The sequence below is a fragment of the Capnocytophaga genosp. AHN8471 genome, from assembly GCF_016806945.1.
Lineage (GTDB): Bacteria > Bacteroidota > Bacteroidia > Flavobacteriales > Flavobacteriaceae > Capnocytophaga > Capnocytophaga periodontitidis.
Genome location: NZ_JAESPJ010000022.1, coordinates 1 through 26224 on the forward strand (window position 1 = coordinate 1; position 26224 = coordinate 26224).

A 26224-nucleotide genomic window follows, 5' to 3' on the forward strand; every position below is an offset into this window, starting at 1 on the left:
CCCTCTTTAGAGGGGCGATCGAAAACACCACTATGAAACCAAGTATGCCATAGGAAAAAATCGGAGTTGATCAATTCCATATTTTGAACATTCTCTATCATCTCGTTGAGATGAAGCATATTTGCTTCTGCCTCAGCAATGGCTTTTTTTTGTTTTTCAGTAAGCGTAGTAGACAGACATATCTGTTCTTTCTTCCTCTCTTCAGATTGTTTATGTACTTCAAGTGTATAGGCGATCGTATGCCTTACATAGTCATTGATAGAATTGCGGAGGCGCGTCCGTTCTTCGTGAGTAATAGGTTCAAAATATCGTTTTAAATTCGCTTGAAACTCTTTAAGTTTATCGGTTTGAGTATAAATTACTTTAGGCTGAGGGTCTTCCATCTCTCCAAACAAATTAAGCTGCGGTTCATATATTTGTACATCCGACATTGTTGCTAATTTACTCAAATCTATACCTTCATAACTCTCAAGTAACGAATTCCCCTGCATAATTTTAAAATCAAGGTGAGGCAGCACTTCTGGTGATTTTTCGTCTACAATCAAAGCAAGCCAAAAACGCAATCGGGCGATCTCTACTGCTCCTCGTTCAATATCAACGCCGTAGATATTATTCTGTATGATATGTCGTTTGATATCAGCCGCTTTCTCCACAATATTGGGTTCGATAGCCGAACGGCAGAAAAATAATTCACGCAGTAATCCCATCGGGAAAGCTCCTGAACCAATAGCAGGGTCACATATTTTAACATCAATAAGTTTTTGTTCGACCTCTTCTTTCAACTCACCAAGCAAGTCCATATCGTGTGTGATAACGAACTGGCGAATACGTTCTTTATCATCTTCCTTTTGGTCAGTTTGCAGATAAGCGATCAGGCTTTCACGACACATATATTGCACTATTTCCTTAGGTGTGTAGAAAGCTCCTTTATCCTTATTGTCCTCCAAAAGATTCTCAAAGATGCGTCCAAGCATTTCGGGATCGACCCCCACTTCAGCATCGTTCGGGTCGTTTTCGTCAATGGTAAAGTTATATTGGGAGAGCATTGTAAGCAAACTTTCAAAGTATTTGGCAGGAAAGCGACTTGTTTTTTCGTCTAACACATCACGTTCAAACAATCCTCCATTCAAATAGGGGATTCTGCAATTGCAAAAGCCCTGCACTCCTGTATCATATACATCTCCGTTATCTGATCGGTTAGTATCTAAACCATTTGCAAACAAGCCTTCTAACACCTCATCAAGGAAGTTTTCTTTTTGTTCTGGAGAAGCATTTTCAAAAAGTTTAAGCATAAAATCACGGTCGCCTTCACCCCATTCCTTGCCAGCTGGAACACCAAGCCATCCTTTCTTTTGGAGAAAGTGTAAGAATACAATGCGCCCAAGGAGTTTTTTTACATAGTCACGAATAGGCTTTTCTTCACGATCGCGAATCTTGTCGGCAGTCATACTGCTGTGGTCAAAGTGCGTATCGATAAAGTCCTGACGCATTCCGTTGGATGGGTCAACCATATAATTTACAAATGCCTCGTACTGTGCTTTATACTTACCAAAAAACTCTTGGGAGAGTGCCTCAACATTGAAAGCTTCCTCTATATTTTTAATTTCGAGAGATTCTCTTTTCTCGTAAAGAGCTATAAAGTTATCAGTTGCTGTACGGCAAGACTGACCAGGACCGAGTAAAAAAGTAAATCGCTTGCTATCGGTAGTTTCTTCCTTCTTAGCACTTTTCCGACAATAAGTAAAACGCCAATCCCAACGCGTGTCATCTTCGTAATGGAATAGCATAAAAGCACAAGAGAACTGATCCATCACTGTGCGAATAAGCCGTTGGATGTTCACGCGATTGCGCTCCATCATCACCCGATCGCTAACTGTTACATCGAAAATTTGCAATGGTTCAACGCCTACATATATCCTTCCTACTTGCTTGATACTGCGTATTCCTGTGTTTATTGCTAATTTTCTGTGTTCAGGCTGGCTGTCCAAAAGTTCTGCTTCGTAACCATCCTCAAAATCATCTTTGCCAAAAATGGGGAAAATAATGTTATTGAGAAATGATTCCCAGCCTTGATAACGATTGCTTAAATACTCTTTTAATAACTCCTTATTCATAGGGTGTTTTTACTTAATGGTTGCTAATATAATTGATGCTTCTCCTTGCTTACTTTCTACATTGGTGACGAGTTTACCGATTTCCCGCTCCAGAATTTCGTCAATATCTTGTTGTTTAATAGTGAATAGACTTGGTTTTTTTTCTTCCAATACCTGTCCGATAGCTAATATTTTTTTGATGATATCGAGGCTACCTTTATCAACAAGTTTTCTTGTATTTTTTAGGAGCTCTTTCGATTTTTCAGAAATTGTATCATTATTATATAGCTTTACAATTATCTGAAGAGCTTGGGTACGTTTATCACCAGCTCTTGACTTGTTGATGTGGACAAAATATTGATTATATGTTTTTATGGCATCAGCTGAGAGTTGCTGCCAGTTATCTGGCAATGCAATACGCTGGGCACTCTCATCCACTCGCATCGCTTCAAGCAGTTCAAGTAAAGAAATTATTTGGGCTTTTGATTGACTATCTTTGGTTGTGTGTATGCTAATGGCAAGTTTTGCCGAGCGAGGGGCTTTCACAATAAAGTATGCCGTGCCATTTGTTGCCTGCGCCATTTCCCACCCCTCATTGGTCTGCTCTATTTGCTTATAACGCTCAGTATGTGTTTCTTTGTATTGTTTCAGTTCGTACACATATTGTTGCATTGGCGACTCCTCTCCTTCAATAGCCTTTATCATATCATAATGTACAACGCTTTCTTCATCGGAGAAAATCTTGCTGTCCTCACCAAATAGAATATGGAATGATTGCAGTTTAGTATGTGCCTTTCGTACTAACTCTATTTGAGCATCACCTTCGGCACTTGGCATAAAGTTGTAAACATAAACAAAAGGTTCTTTGCTACCAATACGATTTACACGCCCTATACGCTGCATCAGGCGAGTGGAATTCCAAGGGGTGTCATAGTTCAGAATAACATTGGCACGGTGAAGGTTTACCCCTTCTGCCAAAACTTCGGTTGTGATGATCACATTGTATTCATCCTTCCATTGTCCTTCGTAGTTAGCATCAAAATTTTCTTCAATTGTTTTTTCCATTTCATCGCGATTGGCAGCTGTAATAACAAGTGGTTTATAGCCTTTTGCCTTAACAGCTCTTGCAAGAGCTTGAACGGTATCAATTGCCTCTGAGAAGATAACCAACTTTCCAGAAGTGTTTTTTTCTGGATTGAATAATTCAGGTTTTATATTTTCCTTGAAAGCATCGAACTTCGGGTCTTGAGAGTTCTTAGCCCAACGATCGCAGAGGTTAGAAATGAGGTTGTAGTCTTCTTTTAATTGGCTATAGTATTCCTCTTTGAAATCATTGCGTTTATATTCGGCATTCTGTCCTCTCTCATTTCGCCCTTGGTTTGTGAGTTTCTGAATTTTGACTCTAATTTCTTCCACACAATCATTAAAAGAAACTTTTCCTCCTCGTTTCTTAGTTTTTGCTTCATAGTCGAGTTCTTGATTCACATTAATTTGTGGACAAACAAAGATGGTGTTGTTTTCCCACATCCTAATCATATTCTCAGTATAACGACGCAAATTGAATAATGATTGAGTAAAAGCCGTGAACGAACTTTCAAGGCGCTTTACAAGAAGAATTTGCATAATAGTAGCCATCTGTCTTGCCACATCATTAACACCACGGTTGCCTCGACCAGTATGTTTTTGTTCATTGGCTGGATCAACAAAATATTCAATGGCGCGATAACGAGAATACTTGAGCCATTCGTTCGTAAGTAACCTTTCATTCTGATTTGGTGCAATAATTGTCATAGTATCTGAGAATAGTTGCGCCAATTCATCGTCCATTATGTATTTAAGAGTATTAGGACCTACAATTTTTGGAAATACCAAACCTTGAGACTCCATATCTTCTTTGTAATACTTCTCGACATCCGTTCTTGTTCTGCGTTCTAATATATCACTTAGCACACAGTCACGTAATTTCTTTGAAACAGCCTCTAAACGTTGTTTACGTTCTTCTTCAGTAATATTGCTTCTATTGTTTATCAGTAGATCATATTCACGATTTACATCAGCGAAAAATTTTTCAATATTACCGCTCTCTGCCTTTTTTAGAGTGCTATCATTACGATTGCGTTCAAAGAGGTATATCTGATTTTTCAAGTCGTTAGGGCGGTTATTCTGAGGGGTAGCCGACAGCAGTCCAATGTATGGATATACCCCCGTGTTGGAACCAATCTTTATGATCAATTCATCAAGTGATCGGTACATAAAAGTAGTACTATTGCGGAATTTATGGCTTTCGTCAATAACGATAAATCCATAATTCTTATCTTGGAGGGTTCCAACAAATTCTCCAGAATCAGCACTATCATCATCGTTTTCCTCCCAATCATCCTCTTCGGTTACATTCGCGATACGTCCTGTAGTTATGAAATCGATATACGGAGCGATCTTCTCATCAGAATCTTTGTCAAACATAGCAATTGTTTTCTTCCATCCCGACTGAATGGCAGGGGGGGTGATGATCAAAACTTTACGTTCTCTCCCATCATTTTCTAGTACCGAAAGGAAACGTTTGATAATGAGGGTTCCGATAATCGTCTTACCAAGTCCCACTACATCTGCCAACATAAAGCCTCCGTGTTCGTGCATAATACTGATACAGCGTTTTACGGCTTCTATTTGATAGTCCAATTTATGTACTTTAGGAGGAAGATAGCTCTCTATTTCTTGTCCTAAGTTCTTATCTACAACATCTCCAAATTGCAGTTGAAGTAATTTGATATATTGTTCGTAGGGAGTGAATTCTTGCGCAGTATTTTTTTGTATATCAATGTAGATAGGCGATTTCTTAATAATTTGCTCCAAAAACTCTTGTGTCCATTCTTTTGAAAGTTTCCACTTTTCTTCAAACCAACAAATATGTCCTTTTGCATTGGATCCATGTGTAGGTCGAGCTGTAATACGTGCAGGGTCAGTTTCAAGATAATTTAATTCTGCATTTCCTAACAATCCCTTCTTTGTAAAGTTCGAACTTCCAACAATACCAAAAGAATGTGAAGATCCTGAAAAAATATAACATTTAGAGTGTAAAAATTCATCTTCTTCTTTTGAATTTTTAGTGTATATGCGTATCTGAATTTTGCTACTTCCGCCATATTTGAGTAATAGCTTGATAACATCTTCATATTCCTCTTTTATTTCAAGATCGTGTATATCTGTGCGTATAAAATCATAAGGATAAGTAGCATCTTTGTACTTAGGATTTTTAATCATTGAGGTATAAACATAAGGATCTTTACCAATAAGAAGTTCAAATGAAGTTTCCTCTCGTTCTAAGAAACTTTTAAGTTCATTGAGAACAAGAGTCATCCCTGGAATATCCCAATATCCTGTTGCAATCTGAATTTTATCAACCCCTTCAGCCAAGATGCATCTCTTGAGATATTGCTGCATAGAGAGTGCATCAGAAGAATTATCTATAAGGTTATTATGCATCATTTCACTAATTTTGCTATGCTACGCGACAAAAGTACACAATTTTATCAGAAATCAAAAACTTTTTTCTATTTCCTATTTGCAGAGGGATTTTAAACTGTTCCATTCTTGCTAAAAACATTTTTACTTAGCAAAATAAAAATAATTAACGCAAGTTCGATGTAGGATAATTAAATTATTTATTAGTTAAATAGATAAACAGCTTCACAGTTTTTAAAATCTCACATAGACTGCAATACAAATATATTTGTAAAACAGTATTTTGTTATATCGAACTCACGTTATTTTATTAATTTTCCGTTGAAATCAATATGGTATTCCTCATAATTGAAATCTACTAAGTCGATACCTTGTGGGGTTATCTTAAAAGTGGGGGTACGCTCTATAGGCGAGACAAAAATATCCTTCCCACTGAACTGCCAGAGGATTTCGCCCTGCTTGTTAAGGCGTACTATCTCCACCTCGCCGTGGGTAATGTAATCCTCTTGATAGGCGACTATTTCAAAGCAAGTAGCCATATCCACCTGCGTATGCCAAAGGAGTTCTAATGTAGGCAAGAGGATACAAAATACCTCATTGCCACAAGCTATCAGAAGTCTATCATTATCCAAAAGAATACCTTTCTCATTGAGCACATTATAAGTATCAGCTACAAGCAATACTTTACCCATAGGTTCTTCATTTTCATAGATTCGAATGCCTATTAGTTGGTCATATTCGCCTACTTTTCGGTTGTAAGGTTGGCGTTCTTGGTAACGAGTAAGGGCTTTTTGATTATCATCGAGATTGGTTTCATCTATAATCTCTATCTGATAAGGATTTTTATAAAGCCAAAGTGTGTTTTTCATAAATTCGATTTTCTTTTATGTCCAATAAATAGTATAAAACTCAAACTTACTGCTATATTAATTATAAAATTTAGTAGTGGGGCGTGTTCTAAAAGACTTTCATCTAATAAGAATTCGGCTCCATCTTGCTGCTTAAAAGGTTTGGTAACTACAAACTCATAGAGCGTAAATAACAGCAATCCTAAACTCAGCACAAACAATACATTTTCATAGAGTTTATTTCTATACCTGAGCAAGAAAAGAATGTTAAAAACTAAAAGGAAAAACGCAAAAAATAGAGGTACAGGATACCATTCTATAAGATCTAACTCCCAATAGGGAATTATTGGTCGCACACACCGGAATAAAAAGATTCCTACAGCTATATTATAGACCATTATACCCAATGCTAATAAGATTTCAAGTAGAGAGGAAATAGATTTATTCTCTACTTTTTTTGCCACGAAAGCAATTAAGAGAAATACTAACAAAGGAATTATAAGTTTTCCTGCCAGTTCCAATTCTGAAGATATAGAAGGATATAAGTTCATAATAATTTCTTTTTAAGGTTTTATAATTGCTCTTTAATAGTGTTAATAGTGTATAGTGTCTATCAACTCCTCTACTTTACAGCTCCCATATAACTTCTAATTTTACAAAATCAAGCATCTTAACATAAGAGTCAAAGGTAAGAATAATTAACTAATTAGCCAATTTGCCAATTAGAAAATTTCACAAAAGCTAAAAGACTATATTTTACAAAAGCCAAAGTGTGTTTTTCATAAATTCGATTTTTTTATCTATTACTAGATATTACTAATAGAGATGAATCATTGATTGTAATTTCCTCTAACTTGTTGTCCTGCGCAAAAGAATAAGGTTTTTCAAAGAAAAAAGCCATATTCTCATACGTAGAATTAGGAATATAAAAGAAATTCTGATCATCATCGTATTGAGCCGTAGGATATGTATCCATAAATGTTCCTAAACTACTTCCTATTCCTATACCATTGAATTTGCCTAAGAACTTATTATAGAAAGATATCTGAGCTACTTTATTATACAACAAATTAACTTTTACGATGATGCTATCCATAAAAACAACTATTAGAAAATGGGTATCTAATTCAAAACCCACATTCCCTCTTTGATATTCATCTCTTAATAGCTTTTCAAATGCTCCTATAGAATTTCCTAAACTAATCTCTTTCAGTCCGTTAGGTTGAATAGGTGATTTAAGTATACTCATTTTTATTATTTTAACGTGATTTCGAGGTGAGAAATGTAATTTATTTATATAGGTTGCAAACTTATGCCAACTGGGGTGTTTTAGGTAAGAATTAGTAGAAAAGCTTTAAATATTATATAGGGGCATAAGACTATATAACAATCAAATGCAATTTTTTCATTATAATTCTTTCTTATAAAAACAATTACCAAACCACATATTATAAGAGAGAAAAAATGCGTATATAGCATTTTTGTATAACAATTATAAATATCTAAGAATACTTGAAAATTACTCCTTACTTTTTTTTCAGTAGAAAGTCCTATTACTTCAGGGACTTTTAACAAAGAGTCTTCCATTAAATAATAGGTTATTATATCATCTTTAGAAATTTTAGGAAGACTTCTAAAAGTAAAGCGAGAACTTTCCGAGAGTTCTATATCATATATCTCTCCTTCACTTGTTATTGGTTTAAGTTTCATCTCTAAGTAGTAAGTACGACCACGCGTACTATGTTTTGCATACTTTGTCTCAACAACTAAAGCAGTTTCTTTCTTAAAAGTATTTATTTTTCTAAAGCTATTAATGGATTTATAGATAAAATATCCATCAATGCTAAAGAGAATTAAAACGATTAAATAGACTATATATTTTTTCATCTCATTGTATATATCTCTTTATTATTGATGTTTCAGAATTGATTTTATCCTATCTAAATGAACTTCATTAAATTCATTTTTTGGTATAATTTTGTATTTTCAAATAATCCTTGATGTGCTACTAAATCATCATTAGCCATTATCGAGATAAGGTAAGAGGCATCATTTATTCACTAATTATTTTGCCGTTATTGTTAGTGTGTTTAGGAGGGTTTCTTGATGGTTTATATCCCAACAGTAAGAAGCCTCTGGAGTGCGCCACAAAAAATAATCAGAAATTACGATATTGCATTTTGCATAATTGGGGTCGGTAGGATCTTCATTGAGCGTGTAACCAGGGAATAGCTTTCCGAATATCTCTAATTCTTTAGCTGTGTAATAATATCTGCTGTGCTCAAAAAAATCGTCATCGTAGTTATCTCCATAAGTAGCTATAAGCCAATCTCTTAACTCAAATATCTGGTCTATGGCTATCCGTATTTTTATCGATATTATCTTGCCCTCGCGCACATCTATCCTTATGGCATTGGCTACGGGCTGCAACCTGAACTTGCCAAAGTGATACCTACTTATGTCAGTATCTTTGTGCGAAAGGTAGGTGGTAGTAAGCAATTTCTTGCTCCAAAGAACATTAGGGGTGACATCGAAGTCGGTTTTGTTTAAGGTATAAGCACTGATATTAGTGCCGACTTTTAGTTCCGAGAGGTCGGTAATAGGTTCGTTAGTGCAGGCTATCGTTATAGCAGCGATAGCTAAAAGGTATAGCTGTTTCATAGTATTGTATTTTTATTCTGGCAGATAGCGCAAAGTGCAAATAAACATAGGCTTTAGCTCGTATTCTACGCTATTATCTTGGTAATAATGAGTGTCTATAATCTTCAAACAATAAATCTCATTACCTCTATCCCACCGCAAATACGTAGGCGCACTTATCTCGTCTTTCTCAATACAGGGTATGTTGCCATCATTGTGCTCAGGGAATATACTGGCAAGAAGATTATGAATTTCCAGAGATGAAAAAGCATATTTACTAGTAGGTACGATGCTCCTTTTCAGTATAAGAGAATACTCTTCATCAGGCACCCCCAAGGTAGCGTAAAGGTACTTGACAAGGGCAGGCAGGGCATCTATCTCAGGCATTATACAGAGTTGCGCTATTTTGTCGTTATAGGTCTGTATAGTAGTATGATAAGATATTTTAACCCCTCCATAGGTATAGTTATAAGTTTCCCCTTCAAAGGTATGCATCAGCGGTCTCCACTGATTTTCATCGGGCATTTCTTCTATCATATCAAAAAAACGTTCTTTATAGCGCATTGGCTGCATACCTTTATCTGAGAAGTCGTTAGCATCTAACTTATAATCACTGATAGGGCTACCCATCTTTATCAGCGAAAGGTCGCTAAGAGGCTTCTGCTCACACGCCCAAAAAGCTAAAGTTACTATTATAATAATGTGTTTCATAGAGCAAGATTTTTATACCGCAAAACTAAGTAATAATTAACAAATGAACAAAATTCTGTCTTACCTATCCTACTCTCTAACAACTAACTCCTCTACTTTCTTGAGTTTTCCTCCAAAATGTTTTTTATCCATTGTGATTTCTTTATAAATATCTTCAACATTATCTGCAGGTGACAAAAGCCATAAAATATAAGGTTTCAATTGTACGGTGCCTATCTTCTGGAGAAAAGGCAGTATCGCTCCTAATTCTTTATGATTGAACCAGCAATCGGTTTTGAGGGCGAAATCTTGATTGTTTTTCCCACAGGCGAGTTCGCTTTGCAAAAAGTCGGTCATTGTAGGATAAGTAGGGGCTAAATATCGAGTAGGAGCAAGATGATACTCTATTTTTCGGGGAGTAACCTCTACAGCTGACACAAAGCAGATGCCATAACGTTTATCAATAGTTACCACCAACACATCTCCTACTTGAAAATAAGGTGTTTTAGGTTTCTTTGGAGCAGGTTTCACAAGAGGCTTGGGGTTGTCCTCTTGCAATTGTAGTTTGAGCTTATCGAGTGCTTTCTGTCGTTGTTTTTGGGCTTTGCTGTCTATCTCGTTCCAGAGCGGTGTTGCCCCTTGTTCGATGAGTTGCAAAGCTTTGGTGCGCACCTCATCGTGGGGGTAACCTATTTTCCAGAGAGCGTATGCAAAAGCCGTCCAATAGATTTCTGCAAAAAGTTCATCAATACAAAAATTAGCTTCCTCATTGAGCCAATCCTGTCTGATTTTTTCTATATCCTCACCGTCTTTATAACGCTCGGTGATGTTGTTGTAAATGTCATAGCCACTATCGCTATCTATGATTTTTACGCCGTCTATTGCCATAATACATCAATTTACTAATTCGCTAATTTGCTAATTAACTATTAAAGTTTTTCTAATGATTTTTTCATTGTTTCTGTATTTTTTACCACTCGCGGTATTCATCGGTGATATCTACATTATCGGCTAATTCCAATCCTGTTTTGCGTATGAGTGTATTGAGCCACTCGCAAAGTTCCTCGCGCTCCATTGTTTCTATAAGTCCGTATTTGTCATTAATTTTATTGATTTTCTTTACCAATTTACCCATAGAATTATAAACGGTAGTCGCATTTTTCTTTTGTACCGCCTCACAAAGTGTTTGCACATATTCCGTAAGGGCTGTTTCTACAGCGGTAATGCTTTCTTCTGAAAACATATCATCACCCTGAGCCATACGCTTGCGCCACTGAGTAATAGGTGTTTCGGAAAGAAAAGCTTGCATTTCGGGAATGCGATTAGGGTCTATATTCTTGTTTTGTGATTTGAGGAGGGCTTTAAGGCGGATGCGTTCCTTTTCATATAGTTCTAATTTGAATAGTGTTAGCCAGCACAATTGTTCCTTAGAGTCCAATGCTAATAATAAGCGAAATTCATCAAAGAAAGGCTCGTAAAAAGAACCTCCATCATTAGCTGCACTTTTACCGGTGAGTTTCTTGCCTATCTTCTGTTCGATAGTCTTTTTATCATCACCAATGTTTAAACCAAAAGGCAATGCTATTTCAGGAATTTTGCCATTGGGGGTTGCTGGTGGATAAATGGTGATTTCGTGCAAAATGAGTTGGTCTTTTTCCTTGTTATAATTGCCAATAGGCTCTCCATAAGTGGGAACATATCTCACATACCCAGTAAAGAGACAGCGAATGGTCTTTTCTTCATTATTAGCTCGTACCCAAAACAAGTTGCCGTAAGCATCATATTCAGGATTAGGGTTTTGAGGCAAATGGTAGTGACTTAAAAATTCTTTTATTTCAGGAGAATGAATAAGTCTGCCCAACAAATGTTGTAATTCCATATTTTATTTTATCAATTTTTTAAACAAATTCACTAAGCCAAGTATAGGTAATCCTACTATTATTGAAAGGATTACGAGTATAAAGAAAACAAAAAGAGCTATTGTTATTACAACTAAACCTAACAAAGGGTTATAGGCATTGACTTTGATTACTTTATCAATGGTAGTGTTCAACAGCCTTGAATGTATTATTCTATTTAGGTTCATTTTTCACTCTTTATTTCTTAAACAATTTGACTACCCCAAGAATTGGCAATACCACTAACATTATAGGGAATACTAGCACATAGATAATACAGAAAATAGCTATCATCAAAAAGCTACCCAAGTACTCGTTATAGGCAAAGGCTTTGTTAAGTCCTTCAACGATTACTTTGGTAATCCAAAGCTTCTCTATGGTCTTTTTTAGTTGCATCTTCTTATTTTCTCGCTTCTTCAATGGTGAGACCAAAGGAAGCTAAGCGGTGTTCCAAGTTAGAAAGGATATAGTCTTTCTCTTCGGGGAAGCGTTTGGCGATGGCTTTGTAATAGGGCAATAAGCGCTCGTCATCTATCTCAGAAAGGGCTTGCATAACTGTGCAAAGAACACCTGTATCGGTCTCTTGTAGCCCTTTGATAAAGGTATCGAGGTATTGTTCTCTTTTCTCACTTTCACCGAGTGTATAGTAGACAGTGCTACGTATTTGAGGATTCTCATTATCGGTGAAGGGCAGGATTACTTCCTCGAAATTGTCATCTCCTTCCGTAAGGAGGTAGGTAGCAAAATCAAAGGTTCTTTCGTCGGTAATGGTAGGCAATAGCTCTTTTACGACAGACACCCAGTCGGCGCAATGGTCTTTTGCATACCACCATACGAACTGAAATACCTTTTTAGGATCTTTGGTTACCAAATCTTGCAAGTAAGGTTTGGCTCGTTCATAGGACGATTGGCTAAGAATTTCAATTAAGAAGGCTCTATCGTCGTTGTTTAAGGCGATGAGTTTTTCTATCTTGTCTAATAGTGCAGGTTCTAAAGGCGGTTTTTTATGATATACCCCCTCGAGGCAGTCGGTTTGAGTTTTGCAGTCGGTAGTGTGTTCATATTCATTAAGGAGCACCTCAGCGGGTTCACCACGGTGGTAGCCAAACCACGTAGGGCGGTCGTCTAAAAGTTGCCCAGAGATCACCTCATCGAGGTAGCGTTCGTACCAGTCTAAGAAGTTGGTTTCGAAAGCAAATTTAGGTTGCGCGAGGTCTAAATCTATATTCACTACACGACCGGCATATTTGCCGTTAAGTACCAAGGCGTGTTCATAGGTGCACCCCTGACTTCCCAGAGGCAGAAGCCCTCCAAAGACTTTTGATCGTTCGGCAAAATACTTATCATCATCATCTTCTTCCTCTTCCTCAGAGAACAATAGCGGATCGGAGAGCGTTTCCCATTCTTCTTGAGTCATATCAGGAGAAAGGTTGCAAGGTGCTTTGAGGTAGGTTTCTATTTTTTCGTAGAGTAGGCTATCTACAGAAGTTCCAAAGGCATACAAACCGAAATAAGGTCCTGCTATAAAGTCTGATTTTTTAGCTTTGGCATCGCCAATGGTGAGCATAAAGGCACGATAACATTCGGGGAGTTGTACGCCATATTTCTTTTCAAAAGCAAGGACTTCCGCCTCGCTTACGGGCGGGTTGAGGTGGTACTGGTGAGCATCGGCTCCAAATACTTCTAAGTTTTTATCGGCGGCTTTGGCTTGGGCTAATTTCTGTTGGATACGGTGGAGTTGTTCTTTCATTTGTTTATTTTTATATATTCCCATAGACCTCTATATAGGCGCAGGTGGGGAGTTTTTCTTCTACATCTGCAATGACTTTCTGTATAAAAATCTTTGCTTTTTCATCGGTAAATGTACGTTGGCGCAGTTGTGCGATGATTTTTCGGCACGTGGTAGGGTCAAAGAGATTGCTGGTCGTACAATTGAAATGGGGTTCTATTTTATTCCATTGAGGTTGGTATAGGGGGAATACTGCTTTGAAATCACTGGAAAGGTATTCATCAAAATCTTCTATTGGGATGAAGGCAGAGCGCTTGGAAACATTGTTCAAATCAGCATCTAAAGCGCTGATGAGATAGCCCATACCTCTTTCGCTAGTGTCTCTTTTATCTTCAACACTTATAGTTAGTGAAGTGCTAAAAATGTGTTTTACAGCCTTTTCGACATTATAATTGAAACGCTCGTATACACTTTTGGCTTCCCAATGTTCGCACTCGGTTTCTGCCATTATAGTGGCTATATTTTCTTGGTGATAGAGGGCTATGGCAGCGGGGATATCACCTGCAGTTTGCTCTAATAGGGTTTTGGCTTTCTGCAAGGGAAGAGCAAGCTCGGTTTTGAGAGTTTGTATTTCTTTTAGATAATTCATTCAATTAACGATTAATAATTAACAATTAACAAGAGTGTCCAAAAGGTTTTATTTATAGAAGGGCGTTTGCAAAACGCCCGTACATAACATACTTCAAAAATTATTGATAATCAGAGTATTCAACTTTGGCAAAGGTCGTAGCACGACGAGCAATTAAAACTTTGGCAATTAACAAATTACTTCATTTTGGGGCGGAAAGAGCGTTTTTTGTCAAAGCCTTTACTGTCTATTTTCAAGTCGTTGGACAGTTCGGGCGATTGCTCGGCTTGGGTTTTGAGGTCGGAAAGGTATTGCACGATGTGCTGCCATACAAAATCGGGATCGATATAGATGCCGAGTTCCTGCAAATTTACATAATAGGTTGCTCTATTATCTCCTCTGTGGTCTTTGTTGTAAATGAGCAACAACGGACTTTTTAACACCAGCCACGGCGGTCGGTCTTCCAGCTGAAAGATATTCCGATCGCGTGGGGCTTCCATCTGTTCCAGCAGGGTATCACAAGTAGCCGATAAGTAGGAGGTTATCCTAATTTCTTTCCCGTCATTCATCAGCACATAGCGGTCGCCATACCACAAATCATATATGCTGTAATGCCAATCGTTAGGGTCGGCAAAATCCCAATGGGTGTATATTTTAGAGCGTGTAGCAAAGAGGTGCACAAGCGCAGTGCCCACATAGAGTGCCGAGTGCAGTGCCTCATCGTTGGTAGGGTCATCAAAGGCGAGCCAACTTCTCTGAGGGAGGCTCATCCCTACCTCTGGTGGCAAACGGCGGTCATAGACGAGGTTTTCGTCTATGCCATACTCAGCGACTTTATAGTCGTAGTAATCTTTGAATTTAGAGATGATTTTCATTTTGAATTGTTAACAAGGCACGAGCTATAAGCTCGCGCCAGCGAGGTGCTAATTCCTATTCTCTATTTCCTATTCTCTAACTTATTAAGTGCCTAGTTCGGGATAATCCCAAGCGTTGTAAGTATCAGTAAGGTTGTCGTTCTCTTCTCCTTTGCAACACAACCATTCTAAACCTGCACGGCGTTCCATTACGATATCTTCGTCTAAACCTGCTAAGTCTGAACCGTATATACGAGCATTTACTGTTGTCCAGTGGTAGCGATAGTGCAAGTCTAAGGCTTGTAAGATTTCTTCTATGGGGCGCAGGGTGGTATGTGCCATAAAGTCATCAAGCCCCTCAAACTCGCCCATTGTATCCATTATCAAATCGCAATCGCAAATCTCATTGGGGAATGATAGTTCTTCTACGATGCCCAGAGCCCATAGTAATACCCATAATGACTCGTATTTCCAAGTGGCATTCATAGCTCCTGCCTCACTTATAGTACCTGCAATCACCTGCTGTTCCACAGGGGTTAGCAACTCAAGGACATTGTATTTTTCCGAAAGAAAATCTTCCGCATATACTCTATCCTCTTGGGAATATTCACCTTTACTGATAGATAAAGCACACATTATAGAAGCAAATGAGCATACCGCCCGCTCTATGACTTCTTTTTTATCACGAGGGGTTACTTCCTCTGTTTCATAACGAAAGGGCAAATGTTCTATATAAGGTACTCCTTGCGACACAAGTATTGCGATACTCTTGTTTTTGCGCTCTTGCGCAGTGATAACATTATTGTTCATAGGGCATAATTTTTTTTATTTATTCCTCAAAATTCATTTCATCTACAAAGCAATAGCCATTTTTCATAAGCATTTTTAGGTAATCATCAAAGCTGTCGGCAATGACTACTATTTCATCGGGGTCGTGAAGGAATCGCACTACTTGCCCTACTTTGCCTATAGCAGAAGGCGAAAAGTCTATAAAAAGCTGTGAGGTGCCGCCATTGTTCATACAATCGGAAAAATGCAACCAATTATGAAGTTGTGAAGCATCACTTGTAATGCGATTGTCTATCTCTACCTCTTCATACTCTCGATTGATATAATCAGCATAAAAATCAAAGGCTTCATTTTGAGTTTCTACAATCTGGTGAGCCGAAAGCAGATAATAAGGATAATCTCCCATATCCTCATCAGCGCCTAAAATAAGGTCGCTCACTGTGCCTTTTTCATATTCACGCCAATAAGTGCCGTCAATACGGCGGAGTAAGTCCAGCAAACTCTCTGGCACTTGTGGGTAACGATTGCGGAGAAGTTGCAAATCGGCTTCAGTAGCGCCGTGGGCTGTATCCATAAGGTTTTGCCACGCTTCTTCTCCGCCATTATCGATATAGGCTTGTTTCAAGCCTTCAAGGTATTGTTCTACTAAGGTCATTGTATGGTGTTTTTTAAATTAAAAAATCTTGTTCTATAATCCCCTCTTCAAAAGAATAGTCCTTTGCGTCTAATATATTCCATATTTTCTGAGTGAACTCTTCAAAAGAATTGGCTAATACCACCTCATCACTTTGGTAATCAATTCCAGGGTATAGCATAATCACTTGCCCTTTCACCCCATTGGTAGCGGGGTTGAGATCTATGCAAATACGAGTTGTCGCCTCAAAATCTGTAAACGGAACCCAACCTTTATCCCATAATACGGGTTGAATTTTATTAGGATTGATGTCATCAGCAATAAATTCCCCTTCAAAGTCCTCCACCTGCATTTGGTAGGTCTCAATAATTTCATCTATAGGAAGCAATAAGTTATACCCCATAAAATAGTGGGGTCTATCGCTTTGTTCTTGTCCGTTGAAAGTACGCAAATGCTCTTTGAAACTCTCAGGGAGGGGTTGCGCTATAGCATCTTCTAGCGCTTTAATTTGAGCCTCCTCAGCAGGTTTTTGAAAACTTTTGCCTATTGAAGGCGCAATAGCAAGTAATGATTGTTGTATCTTCTGCCAAAGAGATGGTGTATTGTTATTCATTTATAAGTTTGTATGATATTGTTAATAATAGACATCAGACGGGGCAGACGGGGCAGACAAATCAGATGCCTGACGCCTGACACCTGATACCTGACACCTGCTCCCCCCTAATACTTATAATTCACTTTGCCTAAGGCAATAGGCTGAGGATTCTGTACGACCCAAGCGGTAGCCAATTCGCATAGGCGTTTAGTGCCAGTACCATCGTCTTCCAAGATGTGTTTTTGAATATCGGTTACTTCGGCGAGCTCACTCTCCGAGAGAGGGTTACCTTGTTGCAAATAACTGCTAATGGCAGTGAGCATCTTGCGGTATTCCTTATCCCAGTTGCCCATAGCATTACGCAGGAGTTCGTCATTCACCCTTCCTGCAATACGCACTACCTCACCTTGTACCGTAGTTGCTATACCACGACTGGGTACCAAGAGTTCCCACGCCTGCTCGAAACGCTCTTCCCACGTATCGCCGGTAAGTACAATAGGTGATTTGCCATCGTGTTGTATACGGCGGGGTACAGGAGGTACATTGAAGAGTTTGTATAGTTGTTGCAATCCTGCATCGGTTTCCTCCAAATACTCTGGGTTGAAATTGTTGCGGTGAAACTCAAAATCTTCTCCTATGCGAGTGATTTGTTCTTTAGCAAATTTGGTAGGCTTCAATCCTGCTTTGAGGTAAAGTTCAGCTGTTTTAGCTGCTTTAGAAATATCAATACTCTGAACAGAGTACAGCATTGCCTCCATAGGATTATGTTTCATATCGTCTTTTGCCTTGATATTAGCTCCTTTAGCTATAAGCAAAGCAGTTACTTCAGGGTGATAACCTGCACCAAACAATGGTGTTTCGTCATACGCTGTCTTAGATTCTATATCAGCCCCTTTTTCTAATAGTAAAGCTACTTTTTCTACATTATTCACTTCGGCGTGATAATATAATGGAGTGCGGTCATATTCATCTTTTACATCAATGTCAGCGCCTTGAGCAATGAGCCAATCCATTAACTCTAAAGGGATTTCATAGAAAGAGAGTGCAGGTGTCTTGAATGAACGACGGTCGTAATCGTTTAGATCACATTCGTTGAAAACGGCTTTAAGTGCGTCTAAATCTTTAGCTTCTAATAGTTCGTAGAAGTTAGCGGGGAGGGTTTTCTTTTTCTTTGCCATCTGTATAGTGAAAAGTAAAAAGTTTAAAGGACAAAGATAGTAAATAATTGTTTATAAGCAATTGTTAATTATCAATTGTTTTGTATCTTTGCGCCAACTTTATATTTTCTAATGAAAAAAAATATCTTCATATCTTTCCTAATTCTCTCACTTTCAGCATTGATAAGCTGTGAGTCGGATGATCTTTGCGACCACAACGTAAATACCCCTCGCTTAGTGGTGCGTTTTTATAACCCAAACAACACTCGCACGTCTTTTAGCGTAGCAAATCTTACGGTTTATGGCGAGGGTAACACGACTCCTTTGGTGAGCAACACTACTTTAGATTCACTTGCCTTGCCCTTGCGCTTGGAATCACCTACCACTTATCTATTTCAAACGGTGGTTTCGGGCACAACTACCAGCACAGCAACTCTTACACTCACTTATACTCCTGAACAAACATTCGTAAGCAAGGCTTGCGGGGTAAAAATTACTTACAACACTCTTTCGGCTACTATTCAAGATGCAAGTAACTCTTGGCTGAAAGGTCTGAACATCAAGAACACTACCGTAAATAATGAAAAAAGAGCTCATATACATTTGTATCATTAGTATGTTATGGGTTGCAGGCTTAAAGGCACAAACGGCTACCCGTACGACTTCACAAACTACCATCGCCTTACCCGAAAAACAACAAGCCCCTGTGTACAAACAACGGTATGGCTTGCGCGTGGGTGCCGACTTGAGTAAGTTGGTACGTCCTTTTTTTGATAAAGATTACTACGGACTTGAGTTGGTAGGCGATTACCGCTTGACAACCAACCACTATTTCGCGGCAGAATTAGGACACGAAAAGAGAAGTAAAAACGAGGATTTTTATACTTATACTACCCAAGGTCAGTTTTTGCGTGCGGGTTTTGATTATAATACCTACGGCAATTGGTATGGTATGGAAAATATGATTTACGTAGGGGCTCGCTATGGCATTTCGCTCTTCTCTCAAAACCTCACTTCCTATACAATCCACAAGGACAACCAATATTGGACTGAAAATATCATAGGCTCTGATCCTTCTTTCCTAAAAAAATACGACGGACGTACAGCACACTGGTTGGAATTAGTTGTAGGCATCAAAGCGGAACTCTTGCGCAACCTCTATGCGGGGGCAAGTGTGCGCGTAGGGCTATTGGTAGCACAAACGAACAACAGTGGTTTTCCTAACTACTATATTCCTGCTTTCGGCAGAGTGTACGAAGGAAGTAGATTTGGCGTAGGGTTCAACTACACGCTCAGCTACCTAATTCCTCTTTACAAAAAGGAGAAAAAGAAAGAAGAGGTAGAAACTCCAAAAACCACCTCCTCTCCTACTCCATCGGCACCTGCTAAAAAACCGAAAGGAAGGAGATAATGACGAGTGACGAATTACGAATTACGAGTGACGAGTGACGAATTACGAATTACGAATGAATAGATATATTACTTTTTTTCTGTTATTAGTTTGTTCTGTAGTTTTGGGGCAGGATATGGAGGCAAGGCTTACTGAAAAAGTAAAACTCCTTGACAAAAGCTATACTACTAAAGAATTACAGACTTTAGCTAAAGATTTTGAGATCCTTGCTACCTCAGCGGCTTCACATTGGCTTGCGAATTACTATGCGGCTTATGTGAACATACGTCTCGCTGATATGTCGCAGGGAGATATGATTGATAGTTATTGCAATCAGGCGGAGAAATATTTGAAGATAGCTGAAAAACAACCTGATGCCGATGTATCGGAAATCAATGCCTTATACGCCTATCTGAACAGTGCTAAAGTGAAAGTAAACCCAATGTTTCGCGGGGCTAAATACGGAAAAATATGTAAAGCATACATTGAAAAAGCTATCAAGGCAAATGCTGAAAACCCGCGTCCTTATGTGATTCGTGCTATCGGAATTTACTACAAACCTAAAATATTAGGTGGTGGCAAGGAAAAAGCAGAACCTATAGTTAAAATAGCCTTAGAAAAATTTAACCATTTCACTCCTAAAACACCTAATCACCCACACTGGGGGAAAGGAATGATACAAGGAATCAGGTAATAGGTGTCAGGTGTCAGGTATCAGGTGTTAGGGGCAAGTAAAGCCAGCGAGGACTCGGAGCTGGGTATATGAATAACAGATAACAAGTAACAGAAAATGCATAAAGCTGGATTTGTAAATATCATTGGAAACCCTAATGTAGGGAAATCTACCCTTATGAACGCCTTTGTAGGCGAAAAACTTTCTATTATCACCTCTAAAGCACAAACTACACGACACCGCATTTTTGGCATCGTAAGTGGTGATGATTTTCAGGTGGTTTTTTCGGACACCCCTGGGATTATCAAACCCTCATACGCTTTACAAGCCTCAATGATGGACTTTGTGAAAAGTGCTTTTGAAGATGCTGATATTCTTATCTATATGGTAGAAATAGGCGAAAAAGAACTAAAAGACGAAGTTTTTTTTAATCGCATCAATAAATTGGACGTGCCTGTGTTGTTGCTCATCAACAAAGTGGATACTTCCGACCAAAGTACATTAGAAGAACAAGTAGCTTATTGGAAAGAAAAAGTGCCTCGTGCCGAGATTTTTCCTATTTCAGCTTTGCGCAACTTCCAGACAGAGGTAGTGTTCAACCGCATTATAGAGCTTTTGCCTGAATCGCCTGCTTTCTTCCCTAAAGACCAACTCACCGACAAACCAGAGCGCTTTTTCGTAAATGAAATTATACGCGAGAAAATACTATTGCACTACAAGAAAGAAATCCCCTATTCGGTAGAAGTAGAAACTGAAAGTTTTGCGGATAGCGAGACGATTATTCACATTCGCTCAGTGATAATGGTAGAGCGCGAGAGTCAGAAGGGGATTATCATAGGCCATAAAGGAGAAGCCTTAAAACGAGTAGGCGTGGAAGCTCGCACTGATTTAGAGAAGTTTTTTGGCAAACAAATACACTTAGAACTTTTTGTAAAAGTAAATAAAGACTGGCGTAGCAATGCGCGACAATTGAGGCGTTTTGGCTACGATACTAATTAGCAAATTGAGAAATTAGCAAATTAGCAAATCTATTATGATAAAAAAGATACTAAAAATACTTGTAATCATCTTTTTGCCCTTTTGCATACAAATATTTGCATCGGGGCGCAACAAGATGCGTGTAGTGAAAGAGGTGGTGGTAGACCATCAGGATGAGAATATGTACGTTACCGATGAGGCTATACGCCGCACTATCTTCAAAGATCCTCAAGCACAACACCCTATGGGACTCCTTCGGCTAAATGAAATTGAAAAGCTCTTAGACAACAATGTGATGATTGAGAAATCGGAAGTGTTTTGCACTATTGATGGTACCCTAAATGCTAAAATTAAACAGCGAGAGCCTATTGCTCGTGTGTATGACGGAACGGGAGTGTACTATATGGATACCCAAGGGAAGAAGATGCCACTCTCAAGTTCTTACTCAGCACGTGTGCCTATCCTCAGAGGTAATACTGAACAGTATTGGCAATCCTCCTACGCACTGATGCAGTTTATACAAAACGACCAATGGATGGCTGAGAACATCACCGAAGTATTGGTAAAACCTAATGGCGAATACGAATTTTTGATGCGTGTACCTACTTTTAAAGTTGTTTTTGGCAAGTTTGAAGACGAAGCGCTCAAGAAAGCAAATCTCAAAGCTTTCTATAAACAGTTAGAAAAAACAAACAAACTGAACGAATACAGCATCGTAAATCTAAAATATATGAACCAAGTGGTGTGTAAAAGATGAGATAATTGGCAAATTAGCAAATGAGATGATTAGCAAATTATAGAATAGAAAAAAACAGAGGTTACTAATGTGTAGCCTCTGTTTTTTTTATCTCTTACTTCTTACCTCTTATCTATTAGAAAGGTACCATTTAACGGTTTTTTGGATACCTTCTTCAAACTGCAAGGAAGGTTCCCAACCGAGTTCATTTTTCAATTTAGTAGCATCAATAGCGTAACGGAGGTCGTGACCAGCACGGTCGGTTACGAAAGTGATAAGCTTTTCGGAAGTGCCTTCAGGGCGACCTAACTGCTTATCTACTTCTTTGATGATAACCTTCACCAAATCGATGTTACGCCATTCGTTAAAGCCTCCAATGTTGTAGGTATCGCCGTCTTTTCCTTGGTGGAAAATGGTATCAATCGCACGAGCGTGATCTTCCACAAAAAGCCAATCGCGGATATTTTCACCTTTGCCATAGATAGGTAGAGGTTTATTATCTACAATATTATAGATACACACTGGAATTAACTTTTCAGGGTATTGGTGAGAACCATAGTTGTTAGAACAGTTTGAAATCACCACAGGCAATTTGTAAGTGTTATGGTAAGCTCTCACAAAATGGTCTGAGGAAGCTTTAGATGCCGAATAAGGAGATTGAGGGTCGTAAGGGGTTTGTTCTGTAAAGAGCGTATCACCCATTTCTAAAGCTCCATATACCTCATCGGTAGAGACGTGATAAAAGCGTTTGCCTTGCATATTATCTTTCCACACTTCACGAGCTGCTTGCAAGAGGCTCAAAGTACCCATTACGTTTGTTTTTGCGAAGATAAAAGGGTCTTCAATACTTCTATCCACGTGACTTTCGGCAGCGAGGTGAATGATTCCATCGATGTGATGTTCAGCGATGAGGGCTTTCATACGCTCGTAGTCGCAAATATCCGCTTGTATAAAGGTATAGTTAGGGGCATTGGCTACATCGGCAACGTTTTCTAAGTTACCTGCATAAGTAAGTTTGTCTAAGTTAAAAATGTGATAGTCGGGGTATTTGTTTACAAATAGCCTCACGACGTGAGAGCCGATAAAGCCAGCTCCTCCTGTGATTAAGATATTTCTTTTCATTTGTTTATTTAGTACTACGATGGTTGTGGATTACAGTAATTCCCTGAGGTTCATATTCAGGAAATTTATCATCACAACTAATGATAGGCATTTGTTCACTTATAGCGTGTGCTATGATTGCAAGGTCGTTAGGATCTTTGTGATTAGGCACGAACGTTAATCTACTTGCGATACGAGCTTCTCTATATTCAAAAGGAAGTATTTCTATAGTAGGCAGGTTATTTGATATACTATCTATCAATTTGTCTCCTATATCAAAAACTTCATAATCAAGCTCAATAATTTTCTTTTTTCGATAGAGTTGAACAATTTCTAACAAAGAAATTGTACTCGCATAAAAAGAATTTTGACTATTGGTAAGGATACTTTGTATAAAGGATTCTATTTCTTTATACTTCTTCAAATATAGTATCAGAATAATATTGGTATCTAAAAAGTAATTCATTCTTCGTCTAAAACTTCTTCTTGCATTAATTTGACCCACATATTAGAACCAAAAATTAAATCTTCATCTTCTTTGTTTATAGTGTATTTTGGAGTACTCTCCATCATATAGTCCCAAAGAGATTTTTTCTTTTCGTGAACTACTTTTTCTGTGTTTTGTGATTCCATTATTTCAGGAGTTTCTAAAAGGGTTGCTTCCATAGTATTAGGTATTATTTGTTTGTCATTTCAAAAACTAATTCACCACCTTTTAGAAGGTCTTGGTGAGAAATATGCCATTGAGAGTATTCCTTGCCGTTGAGTTTTACAGATTGGATATACTTATTGTCTTTAGACACATTTTTAGCAATGATTGTAAAAGTCTTTCCGTTAGGTAAATGTATGGTTACTTTATCAAATAGTGGACGACCAAATTGATACTCGGTTGAAGCTGGATTCATAGGGTATAAGCCCATAGCACTCCAAATGTACCAAGCCGACATTTGTCCGCAATCCTCATTACCACTAAGTCCGTTAGGGGTAGTGTTGTACTGAGTTTGCAAAATGCGATCTATCCAATATTGAGTTTTCTTAGGTTGTCCTGCTACGTTGAACATATAAGCAATATGGTGGCTAGGTTCATTGCCGTGTGCATACTGACCTATAAGTCCTGAAATATCAGCAGAGATGTTATCACCGGTGATTTCAGAACTTTCGGTAAAGAGTTTTTCTAAGTGCGCTATAAAAGGTTCATTGCCTCCAAATAGGTTGATAAGTCCTTGTACGTTGTGAGGCACAAACCAACTGTGTTGCCAAGCATTGCCTTCAGTATAGTCGGTGTTTTCGCGGTGGTCGGAGCGTTTAGGATCAAAAGGTGTGCGCCATTTACCGTCGGTACTTTTACCACGCATAAAGCCCGTTTCTTTATCAAATAGGTGAGCATAGGCTTCAGAGCGTTTGGTAAAGAAGTCGGCATCTTCGTTTTTACCTAAGGCTTTAGCCATTTGCGCCACACACCAGTCGTCGTAAGCGTATTCAAGGGTAATGGTAACCGACTCGTCTACCCCTGCGTTATAAGGAATGTAACCATATTTTTTGTACGCTTTGAGTCCGCGACCATCTTGCATCATTGTAGTTTTCATTGCTTCATAAGCCTTTTCAGCATCAAAACCACGTACCCCTTTAAGGTAGGCTTCGGCAATCACTGCTACCGAGTGATAACCCGTCATTGTATTGGTTTCATTGCCGTAGAGCGTCCAAACAGGTAATACTTTATGCACCTGATAGTAGGCCAGCATCGAGTTGATAATATCGGCAGTTACTTTGGGTTGCAAAAGGGTAAGCAGTGGATGCTCGGCGCGGAAAGTATCCCACAGAGAAAGGGTAGAATAAGCAGTACCTTCGGTTTTTACAATTTCATCGTTTTGCAATCTAAACCATCCATTCTTGTCAGAAAAAGTTACAGGCGCTACTTGCGCGTGATAGAGGGCAGTATAGAAGATGGTTTTGAGAGAATCAATAGGGGTTTCTACTACTATACTGCTAAGGGTCTTTTCCCATTGCTGTTGTGCTAATGATTTGGTTTTATCAAAATTAGGATCGTTATATAACTCCAAGTTATCTAAAGCATTTTCTTCACTTACTGACGAAAGAGCTACTTTTACCTCTAACTTCTCATCAGTATTATCAAAGAAGATTTGCCCTGAGGTAACATCATCTTTATGTTTTTGATAGGTAATATTTTTTATAGGCTTAGAAAACTGAATTGCGAAGAACACTTTTTGGTTTTCAGCCCAGCCAGTACTATAACGATAACCTGTAATAATATTGCCGTTATTATTAGCGTCTAACTTCTTACGTGATTGGCTAAAAAAAGTTTTGGTAGGGCTATCCCAGTTGATAGCAAATCCTAAATTCAAAATTACAGACTGTTCTGCTCCTTTTTCAAAAGTATAACGATGTACGGCATAACGTTGTGCCGCAGTGAGTTCTACATTCACTTTAGGGTCTTCTAAATACACTTGGTAATAACCAGGTTCTGCTTTTTCGTTCTTATGGCTGTACTTCGATTTGTAAGGCACCATATCGCGAAACTCTTGGGCATTCACGGGATATTGCTCTTTGCGACCATATTTCAGTACGCTGAGATCATACTCTTTAGTAGTAGGCATTAGCAAGATGTCGTTTAAGTCGCCTATCCCCGTACCACTAAGGCTCAAATGTCCGAAACCTACCATAAGGCTATCGGAATAGTGGTAACCAGAGCACCAATCCCAGTTGCTGAGCCCATTCACTGGGCTGACTTGTATCATACCGAAAGGCGTAGTTGCCCCAGGGTAAGTATGTCCGTGTCCGCCAGTACCGATGAATGGGTCTACATAGCTAATCAACGGTTTCTGAGGGGTTTGTGCCTCTTTTTGTACAGGGGTTTGAGGATTGTTGCAGGCAGCTAACACTAAAGATGCTGCTGCTAAAAGGGTGATATGTTTTAACTTCATTGTAATAATAATTAATTTAATTGGGGCAAAGATAATAAATAATTACGAATGACGAGTTACGAATGACGATTTTTTGCGGTATTCGTTTTTAAAAAACGCACCCCAATTCCTCACATACTCCACTCTTGCAGACTTCTCAAAAGAGGCTTTTTTTCTTAACTCTTAATAAAATAATGAGAGTTCGATAAGTAGTTGTTTAAAAAGCAGCAAAATATTTTAAATCTCCCACTAATTTCACGAATTTTCACGAAATTGGGAGTGTATAAAAGTCTTTATTTTTTATTATCTCACGAATTTTCACCTGACGGTGAATTATTTTGTAAATATATTATGTTACAAAGCTGTAAATCAATGTTCTGTTATATTCGAACTTATGTTAATTTATAA

Annotated in this window: 27 protein-coding genes; 5 read left to right on the forward strand and 22 right to left on the reverse strand. The window is 38.5% G+C overall.

The genetic code is table 11. The annotated features are described in order from the left end of the window. The 18 genes from JMN12_RS09935 to JMN12_RS10020 all read right to left on the reverse strand — a co-directional run. Positions 1 to 2114, reverse strand: a 2114-nt coding sequence (locus JMN12_RS09935; RefSeq protein WP_203138902.1) for a DNA methyltransferase, incomplete at its 3' end; no start/stop codon positions are given. A gap of 9 nt (positions 2115 to 2123) precedes the next feature. Continuing rightward, entirely contained in the window at positions 2124 to 5579 is a 3456-nt protein-coding gene (locus JMN12_RS09940; RefSeq protein ID WP_203138904.1) for a helicase-related protein, read from the reverse strand. Positions 5580 to 5857: 278 nt separating this feature from the next. Continuing rightward, positions 5858 to 6424 carry a hypothetical protein gene (locus tag JMN12_RS09945; RefSeq protein ID WP_203138906.1) on the reverse strand — a complete coding sequence of 189 codons (567 nt, stop codon included), beginning with the start codon at positions 6422 to 6424 and terminating at the stop codon, positions 5858 to 5860. Next, the gene (locus JMN12_RS09950) at positions 6421 to 6954 is read right to left on the reverse strand and encodes a hypothetical protein (protein ID WP_203138908.1); all 534 of its coding nucleotides are present in this window, start codon (positions 6952 to 6954) and stop codon (positions 6421 to 6423) included. Before JMN12_RS09950 ends, JMN12_RS09945 begins: the two co-directional genes overlap by 4 nt. Before the next feature lie 245 nt (positions 6955 to 7199). After that, positions 7200 to 7652: a hypothetical protein gene (locus JMN12_RS09955; RefSeq protein WP_203138910.1), complete on the reverse strand. Its 453-nt coding sequence runs from the start codon at positions 7650 to 7652 to the stop codon at positions 7200 to 7202. Between the two features lie 80 nt (positions 7653 to 7732). Then, positions 7733 to 8290 (reverse strand): hypothetical protein, encoded by a 558-nt coding sequence (locus JMN12_RS09960; protein ID WP_203138912.1) that lies wholly within the window; start codon positions 8288 to 8290, stop codon positions 7733 to 7735. 177 nt (positions 8291 to 8467) lie between these two features. Further along, complete coding sequence (locus JMN12_RS09965; RefSeq protein WP_203138914.1) at positions 8468 to 9064, reverse strand: hypothetical protein; 597 nt, start codon at positions 9062 to 9064, stop codon at positions 8468 to 8470. Between the two features lie 12 nt (positions 9065 to 9076). Further along, the gene (locus tag JMN12_RS09970; protein ID WP_203138916.1) at positions 9077 to 9754 is read right to left on the reverse strand and encodes a hypothetical protein; all 678 of its coding nucleotides are present in this window, start codon (positions 9752 to 9754) and stop codon (positions 9077 to 9079) included. Positions 9755 to 9823: 69 nt separating this feature from the next. Further along, positions 9824 to 10621: a hypothetical protein gene (locus JMN12_RS09975; RefSeq protein ID WP_203138918.1), complete on the reverse strand. Its 798-nt coding sequence runs from the start codon at positions 10619 to 10621 to the stop codon at positions 9824 to 9826. A gap of 82 nt (positions 10622 to 10703) precedes the next feature. Next, positions 10704 to 11612 carry a hypothetical protein gene (locus JMN12_RS09980; protein WP_203138920.1) on the reverse strand — a complete coding sequence of 303 codons (909 nt, stop codon included), beginning with the start codon at positions 11610 to 11612 and terminating at the stop codon, positions 10704 to 10706. A gap of 217 nt (positions 11613 to 11829) precedes the next feature. Continuing rightward, a complete protein-coding gene (locus JMN12_RS09985; protein ID WP_238423877.1) occupies positions 11830 to 12051 on the reverse strand; it encodes a hypothetical protein in 222 nt (73 codons plus the stop codon). Continuing rightward, positions 12032 to 13381: an SMI1/KNR4 family protein gene (locus JMN12_RS09990; protein WP_203138923.1), complete on the reverse strand. Its 1350-nt coding sequence runs from the start codon at positions 13379 to 13381 to the stop codon at positions 12032 to 12034. Before JMN12_RS09990 ends, JMN12_RS09985 begins: the two co-directional genes overlap by 20 nt. 10 nt (positions 13382 to 13391) lie before the next feature. Then, positions 13392 to 14009, reverse strand: a complete 618-nt coding sequence (locus JMN12_RS09995; protein WP_203138927.1) for a hypothetical protein — start codon at positions 14007 to 14009, stop codon at positions 13392 to 13394. 176 nt (positions 14010 to 14185) lie between these two features. Then, the gene (locus JMN12_RS10000) at positions 14186 to 14863 is read right to left on the reverse strand and encodes a hypothetical protein (protein ID WP_203138928.1); all 678 of its coding nucleotides are present in this window, start codon (positions 14861 to 14863) and stop codon (positions 14186 to 14188) included. 84 nt (positions 14864 to 14947) lie between these two features. Next, positions 14948 to 15652, reverse strand: coding sequence for a DUF4272 domain-containing protein (locus JMN12_RS10005; protein ID WP_203138930.1), 705 nt, complete (start codon positions 15650 to 15652; stop codon positions 14948 to 14950). Positions 15653 to 15671: 19 nt separating this feature from the next. Next, positions 15672 to 16286 carry an SMI1/KNR4 family protein gene (locus JMN12_RS10010; RefSeq protein ID WP_088593925.1) on the reverse strand — a complete coding sequence of 205 codons (615 nt, stop codon included), beginning with the start codon at positions 16284 to 16286 and terminating at the stop codon, positions 15672 to 15674. Positions 16287 to 16299: 13 nt separating this feature from the next. Next, positions 16300 to 16878, reverse strand: a complete 579-nt coding sequence (locus JMN12_RS10015; protein ID WP_203138932.1) for an SMI1/KNR4 family protein — start codon at positions 16876 to 16878, stop codon at positions 16300 to 16302. 107 nt (positions 16879 to 16985) lie between these two features. After that, positions 16986 to 18038, reverse strand: a complete 1053-nt coding sequence (locus tag JMN12_RS10020) for an ankyrin repeat domain-containing protein (RefSeq protein WP_203138933.1) — start codon at positions 18036 to 18038, stop codon at positions 16986 to 16988. Positions 18039 to 18149: 111 nt separating this feature from the next. On the opposite strand from JMN12_RS10020, the gene JMN12_RS10025 reads away from it, so the two are divergent. From JMN12_RS10025 to JMN12_RS10045, 5 genes are all read left to right on the forward strand, one after another. After that, positions 18150 to 18632 carry a DUF6452 family protein gene (locus JMN12_RS10025; RefSeq protein WP_203138935.1) on the forward strand — a complete coding sequence of 161 codons (483 nt, stop codon included), beginning with the start codon at positions 18150 to 18152 and terminating at the stop codon, positions 18630 to 18632. Next, entirely contained in the window at positions 18598 to 19428 is an 831-nt protein-coding gene (locus JMN12_RS10030) for a DUF6048 family protein (protein ID WP_203138937.1), read from the forward strand. The genes JMN12_RS10025 and JMN12_RS10030 overlap by 35 nt, the downstream gene beginning before the upstream one ends. 55 nt (positions 19429 to 19483) lie before the next feature. Further along, on the forward strand, positions 19484 to 20101 hold the full coding sequence (locus JMN12_RS10035) for a hypothetical protein (protein ID WP_203138939.1): 618 nt from the start codon (positions 19484 to 19486) through the stop codon (positions 20099 to 20101). A gap of 96 nt (positions 20102 to 20197) precedes the next feature. Continuing rightward, positions 20198 to 21079: a GTPase Era gene (gene era, locus JMN12_RS10040; protein WP_088593920.1), complete on the forward strand. Its 882-nt coding sequence runs from the start codon at positions 20198 to 20200 to the stop codon at positions 21077 to 21079. Between the two features lie 31 nt (positions 21080 to 21110). Continuing rightward, positions 21111 to 21815 carry a cell division protein FtsQ/DivIB gene (locus JMN12_RS10045; RefSeq protein WP_203138951.1) on the forward strand — a complete coding sequence of 235 codons (705 nt, stop codon included), beginning with the start codon at positions 21111 to 21113 and terminating at the stop codon, positions 21813 to 21815. Positions 21816 to 21923: 108 nt separating this feature from the next. Here JMN12_RS10045 and rfbB read toward each other — a convergent pair whose 3' ends face one another. From rfbB to JMN12_RS10065, 4 genes are read right to left on the reverse strand one after another with little or no spacing between them, the layout of a single operon-like run. Continuing rightward, positions 21924 to 22916 carry a dTDP-glucose 4,6-dehydratase gene (gene rfbB / locus JMN12_RS10050; protein ID WP_203138940.1) on the reverse strand — a complete coding sequence of 331 codons (993 nt, stop codon included), beginning with the start codon at positions 22914 to 22916 and terminating at the stop codon, positions 21924 to 21926. A gap of 4 nt (positions 22917 to 22920) precedes the next feature. Next, on the reverse strand, positions 22921 to 23361 hold the full coding sequence (locus tag JMN12_RS10055) for a type II toxin-antitoxin system VapC family toxin (RefSeq protein WP_088593917.1): 441 nt from the start codon (positions 23359 to 23361) through the stop codon (positions 22921 to 22923). Continuing rightward, entirely contained in the window at positions 23358 to 23561 is a 204-nt protein-coding gene (locus tag JMN12_RS10060) for a hypothetical protein (RefSeq protein WP_088593916.1), read from the reverse strand. Before JMN12_RS10060 ends, JMN12_RS10055 begins: the two co-directional genes overlap by 4 nt. A gap of 11 nt (positions 23562 to 23572) precedes the next feature. Continuing rightward, positions 23573 to 25837, reverse strand: a complete 2265-nt coding sequence (locus tag JMN12_RS10065) for a GH92 family glycosyl hydrolase (RefSeq protein ID WP_088593915.1) — start codon at positions 25835 to 25837, stop codon at positions 23573 to 23575. Positions 25838 to 26224 lie beyond the last annotated feature (387 nt).

Bases quoted from the DNA above. Each gene is read 5' to 3' on its own strand.
- JMN12_RS10010 (WP_088593925.1), bottom strand. From the start codon at position 16,286: ATGACCTTAGTAGAACAATACCTTGAAGGCTTGAAACAAGCCTATATC.
- JMN12_RS09995 (WP_203138927.1), bottom strand. From the start codon at position 14,009: ATGAATTATCTAAAAGAAATACAAACTCTCAAAACCGAGCTTGCTCTT.
- JMN12_RS09965 (WP_203138914.1), bottom strand. From the start codon at position 9,064: ATGAAACAGCTATACCTTTTAGCTATCGCTGCTATAACGATAGCCTGC.
- JMN12_RS09950 (WP_203138908.1), bottom strand. From the start codon at position 6,954: ATGAACTTATATCCTTCTATATCTTCAGAATTGGAACTGGCAGGAAAA.
- JMN12_RS10065 (WP_088593915.1), bottom strand. From the start codon at position 25,837: ATGAAGTTAAAACATATCACCCTTTTAGCAGCAGCATCTTTAGTGTTA.
- JMN12_RS09990 (WP_203138923.1), bottom strand. From the start codon at position 13,381: ATGAAAGAACAACTCCACCGTATCCAACAGAAATTAGCCCAAGCCAAA.
- JMN12_RS09940 (WP_203138904.1), bottom strand. From the start codon at position 5,579: ATGATGCATAATAACCTTATAGATAATTCTTCTGATGCACTCTCTATG.
- JMN12_RS10020 (WP_203138933.1), bottom strand. From the start codon at position 18,038: ATGGCAAAGAAAAAGAAAACCCTCCCCGCTAACTTCTACGAACTATTA.
- era (WP_088593920.1), top strand. From the start codon at position 20,198: ATGCATAAAGCTGGATTTGTAAATATCATTGGAAACCCTAATGTAGGG.
- JMN12_RS10030 (WP_203138937.1), top strand. From the start codon at position 18,598: ATGAAAAAAGAGCTCATATACATTTGTATCATTAGTATGTTATGGGTT.
- JMN12_RS10060 (WP_088593916.1), bottom strand. From the start codon at position 23,561: ATGGAAGCAACCCTTTTAGAAACTCCTGAAATAATGGAATCACAAAAC.
- JMN12_RS09980 (WP_203138920.1), bottom strand. From the start codon at position 11,612: ATGGAATTACAACATTTGTTGGGCAGACTTATTCATTCTCCTGAAATA.
- JMN12_RS09970 (WP_203138916.1), bottom strand. From the start codon at position 9,754: ATGAAACACATTATTATAATAGTAACTTTAGCTTTTTGGGCGTGTGAG.
- JMN12_RS10005 (WP_203138930.1), bottom strand. From the start codon at position 15,652: ATGAACAATAATGTTATCACTGCGCAAGAGCGCAAAAACAAGAGTATC.
- JMN12_RS10000 (WP_203138928.1), bottom strand. From the start codon at position 14,863: ATGAAAATCATCTCTAAATTCAAAGATTACTACGACTATAAAGTCGCT.
- rfbB (WP_203138940.1), bottom strand. From the start codon at position 22,916: ATGAAAAGAAATATCTTAATCACAGGAGGAGCTGGCTTTATCGGCTCT.
- JMN12_RS09955 (WP_203138910.1), bottom strand. From the start codon at position 7,652: ATGAGTATACTTAAATCACCTATTCAACCTAACGGACTGAAAGAGATT.
- JMN12_RS10025 (WP_203138935.1), top strand. From the start codon at position 18,150: ATGAAAAAAAATATCTTCATATCTTTCCTAATTCTCTCACTTTCAGCA.
- JMN12_RS10055 (WP_088593917.1), bottom strand. From the start codon at position 23,361: ATGAATTACTTTTTAGATACCAATATTATTCTGATACTATATTTGAAG.
- JMN12_RS09945 (WP_203138906.1), bottom strand. From the start codon at position 6,424: ATGAAAAACACACTTTGGCTTTATAAAAATCCTTATCAGATAGAGATT.
- JMN12_RS09975 (WP_203138918.1), bottom strand. From the start codon at position 10,621: ATGGCAATAGACGGCGTAAAAATCATAGATAGCGATAGTGGCTATGAC.
- JMN12_RS10035 (WP_203138939.1), top strand. From the start codon at position 19,484: ATGAATAGATATATTACTTTTTTTCTGTTATTAGTTTGTTCTGTAGTT.
- JMN12_RS09960 (WP_203138912.1), bottom strand. From the start codon at position 8,290: ATGAAAAAATATATAGTCTATTTAATCGTTTTAATTCTCTTTAGCATT.
- JMN12_RS10015 (WP_203138932.1), bottom strand. From the start codon at position 16,878: ATGAATAACAATACACCATCTCTTTGGCAGAAGATACAACAATCATTA.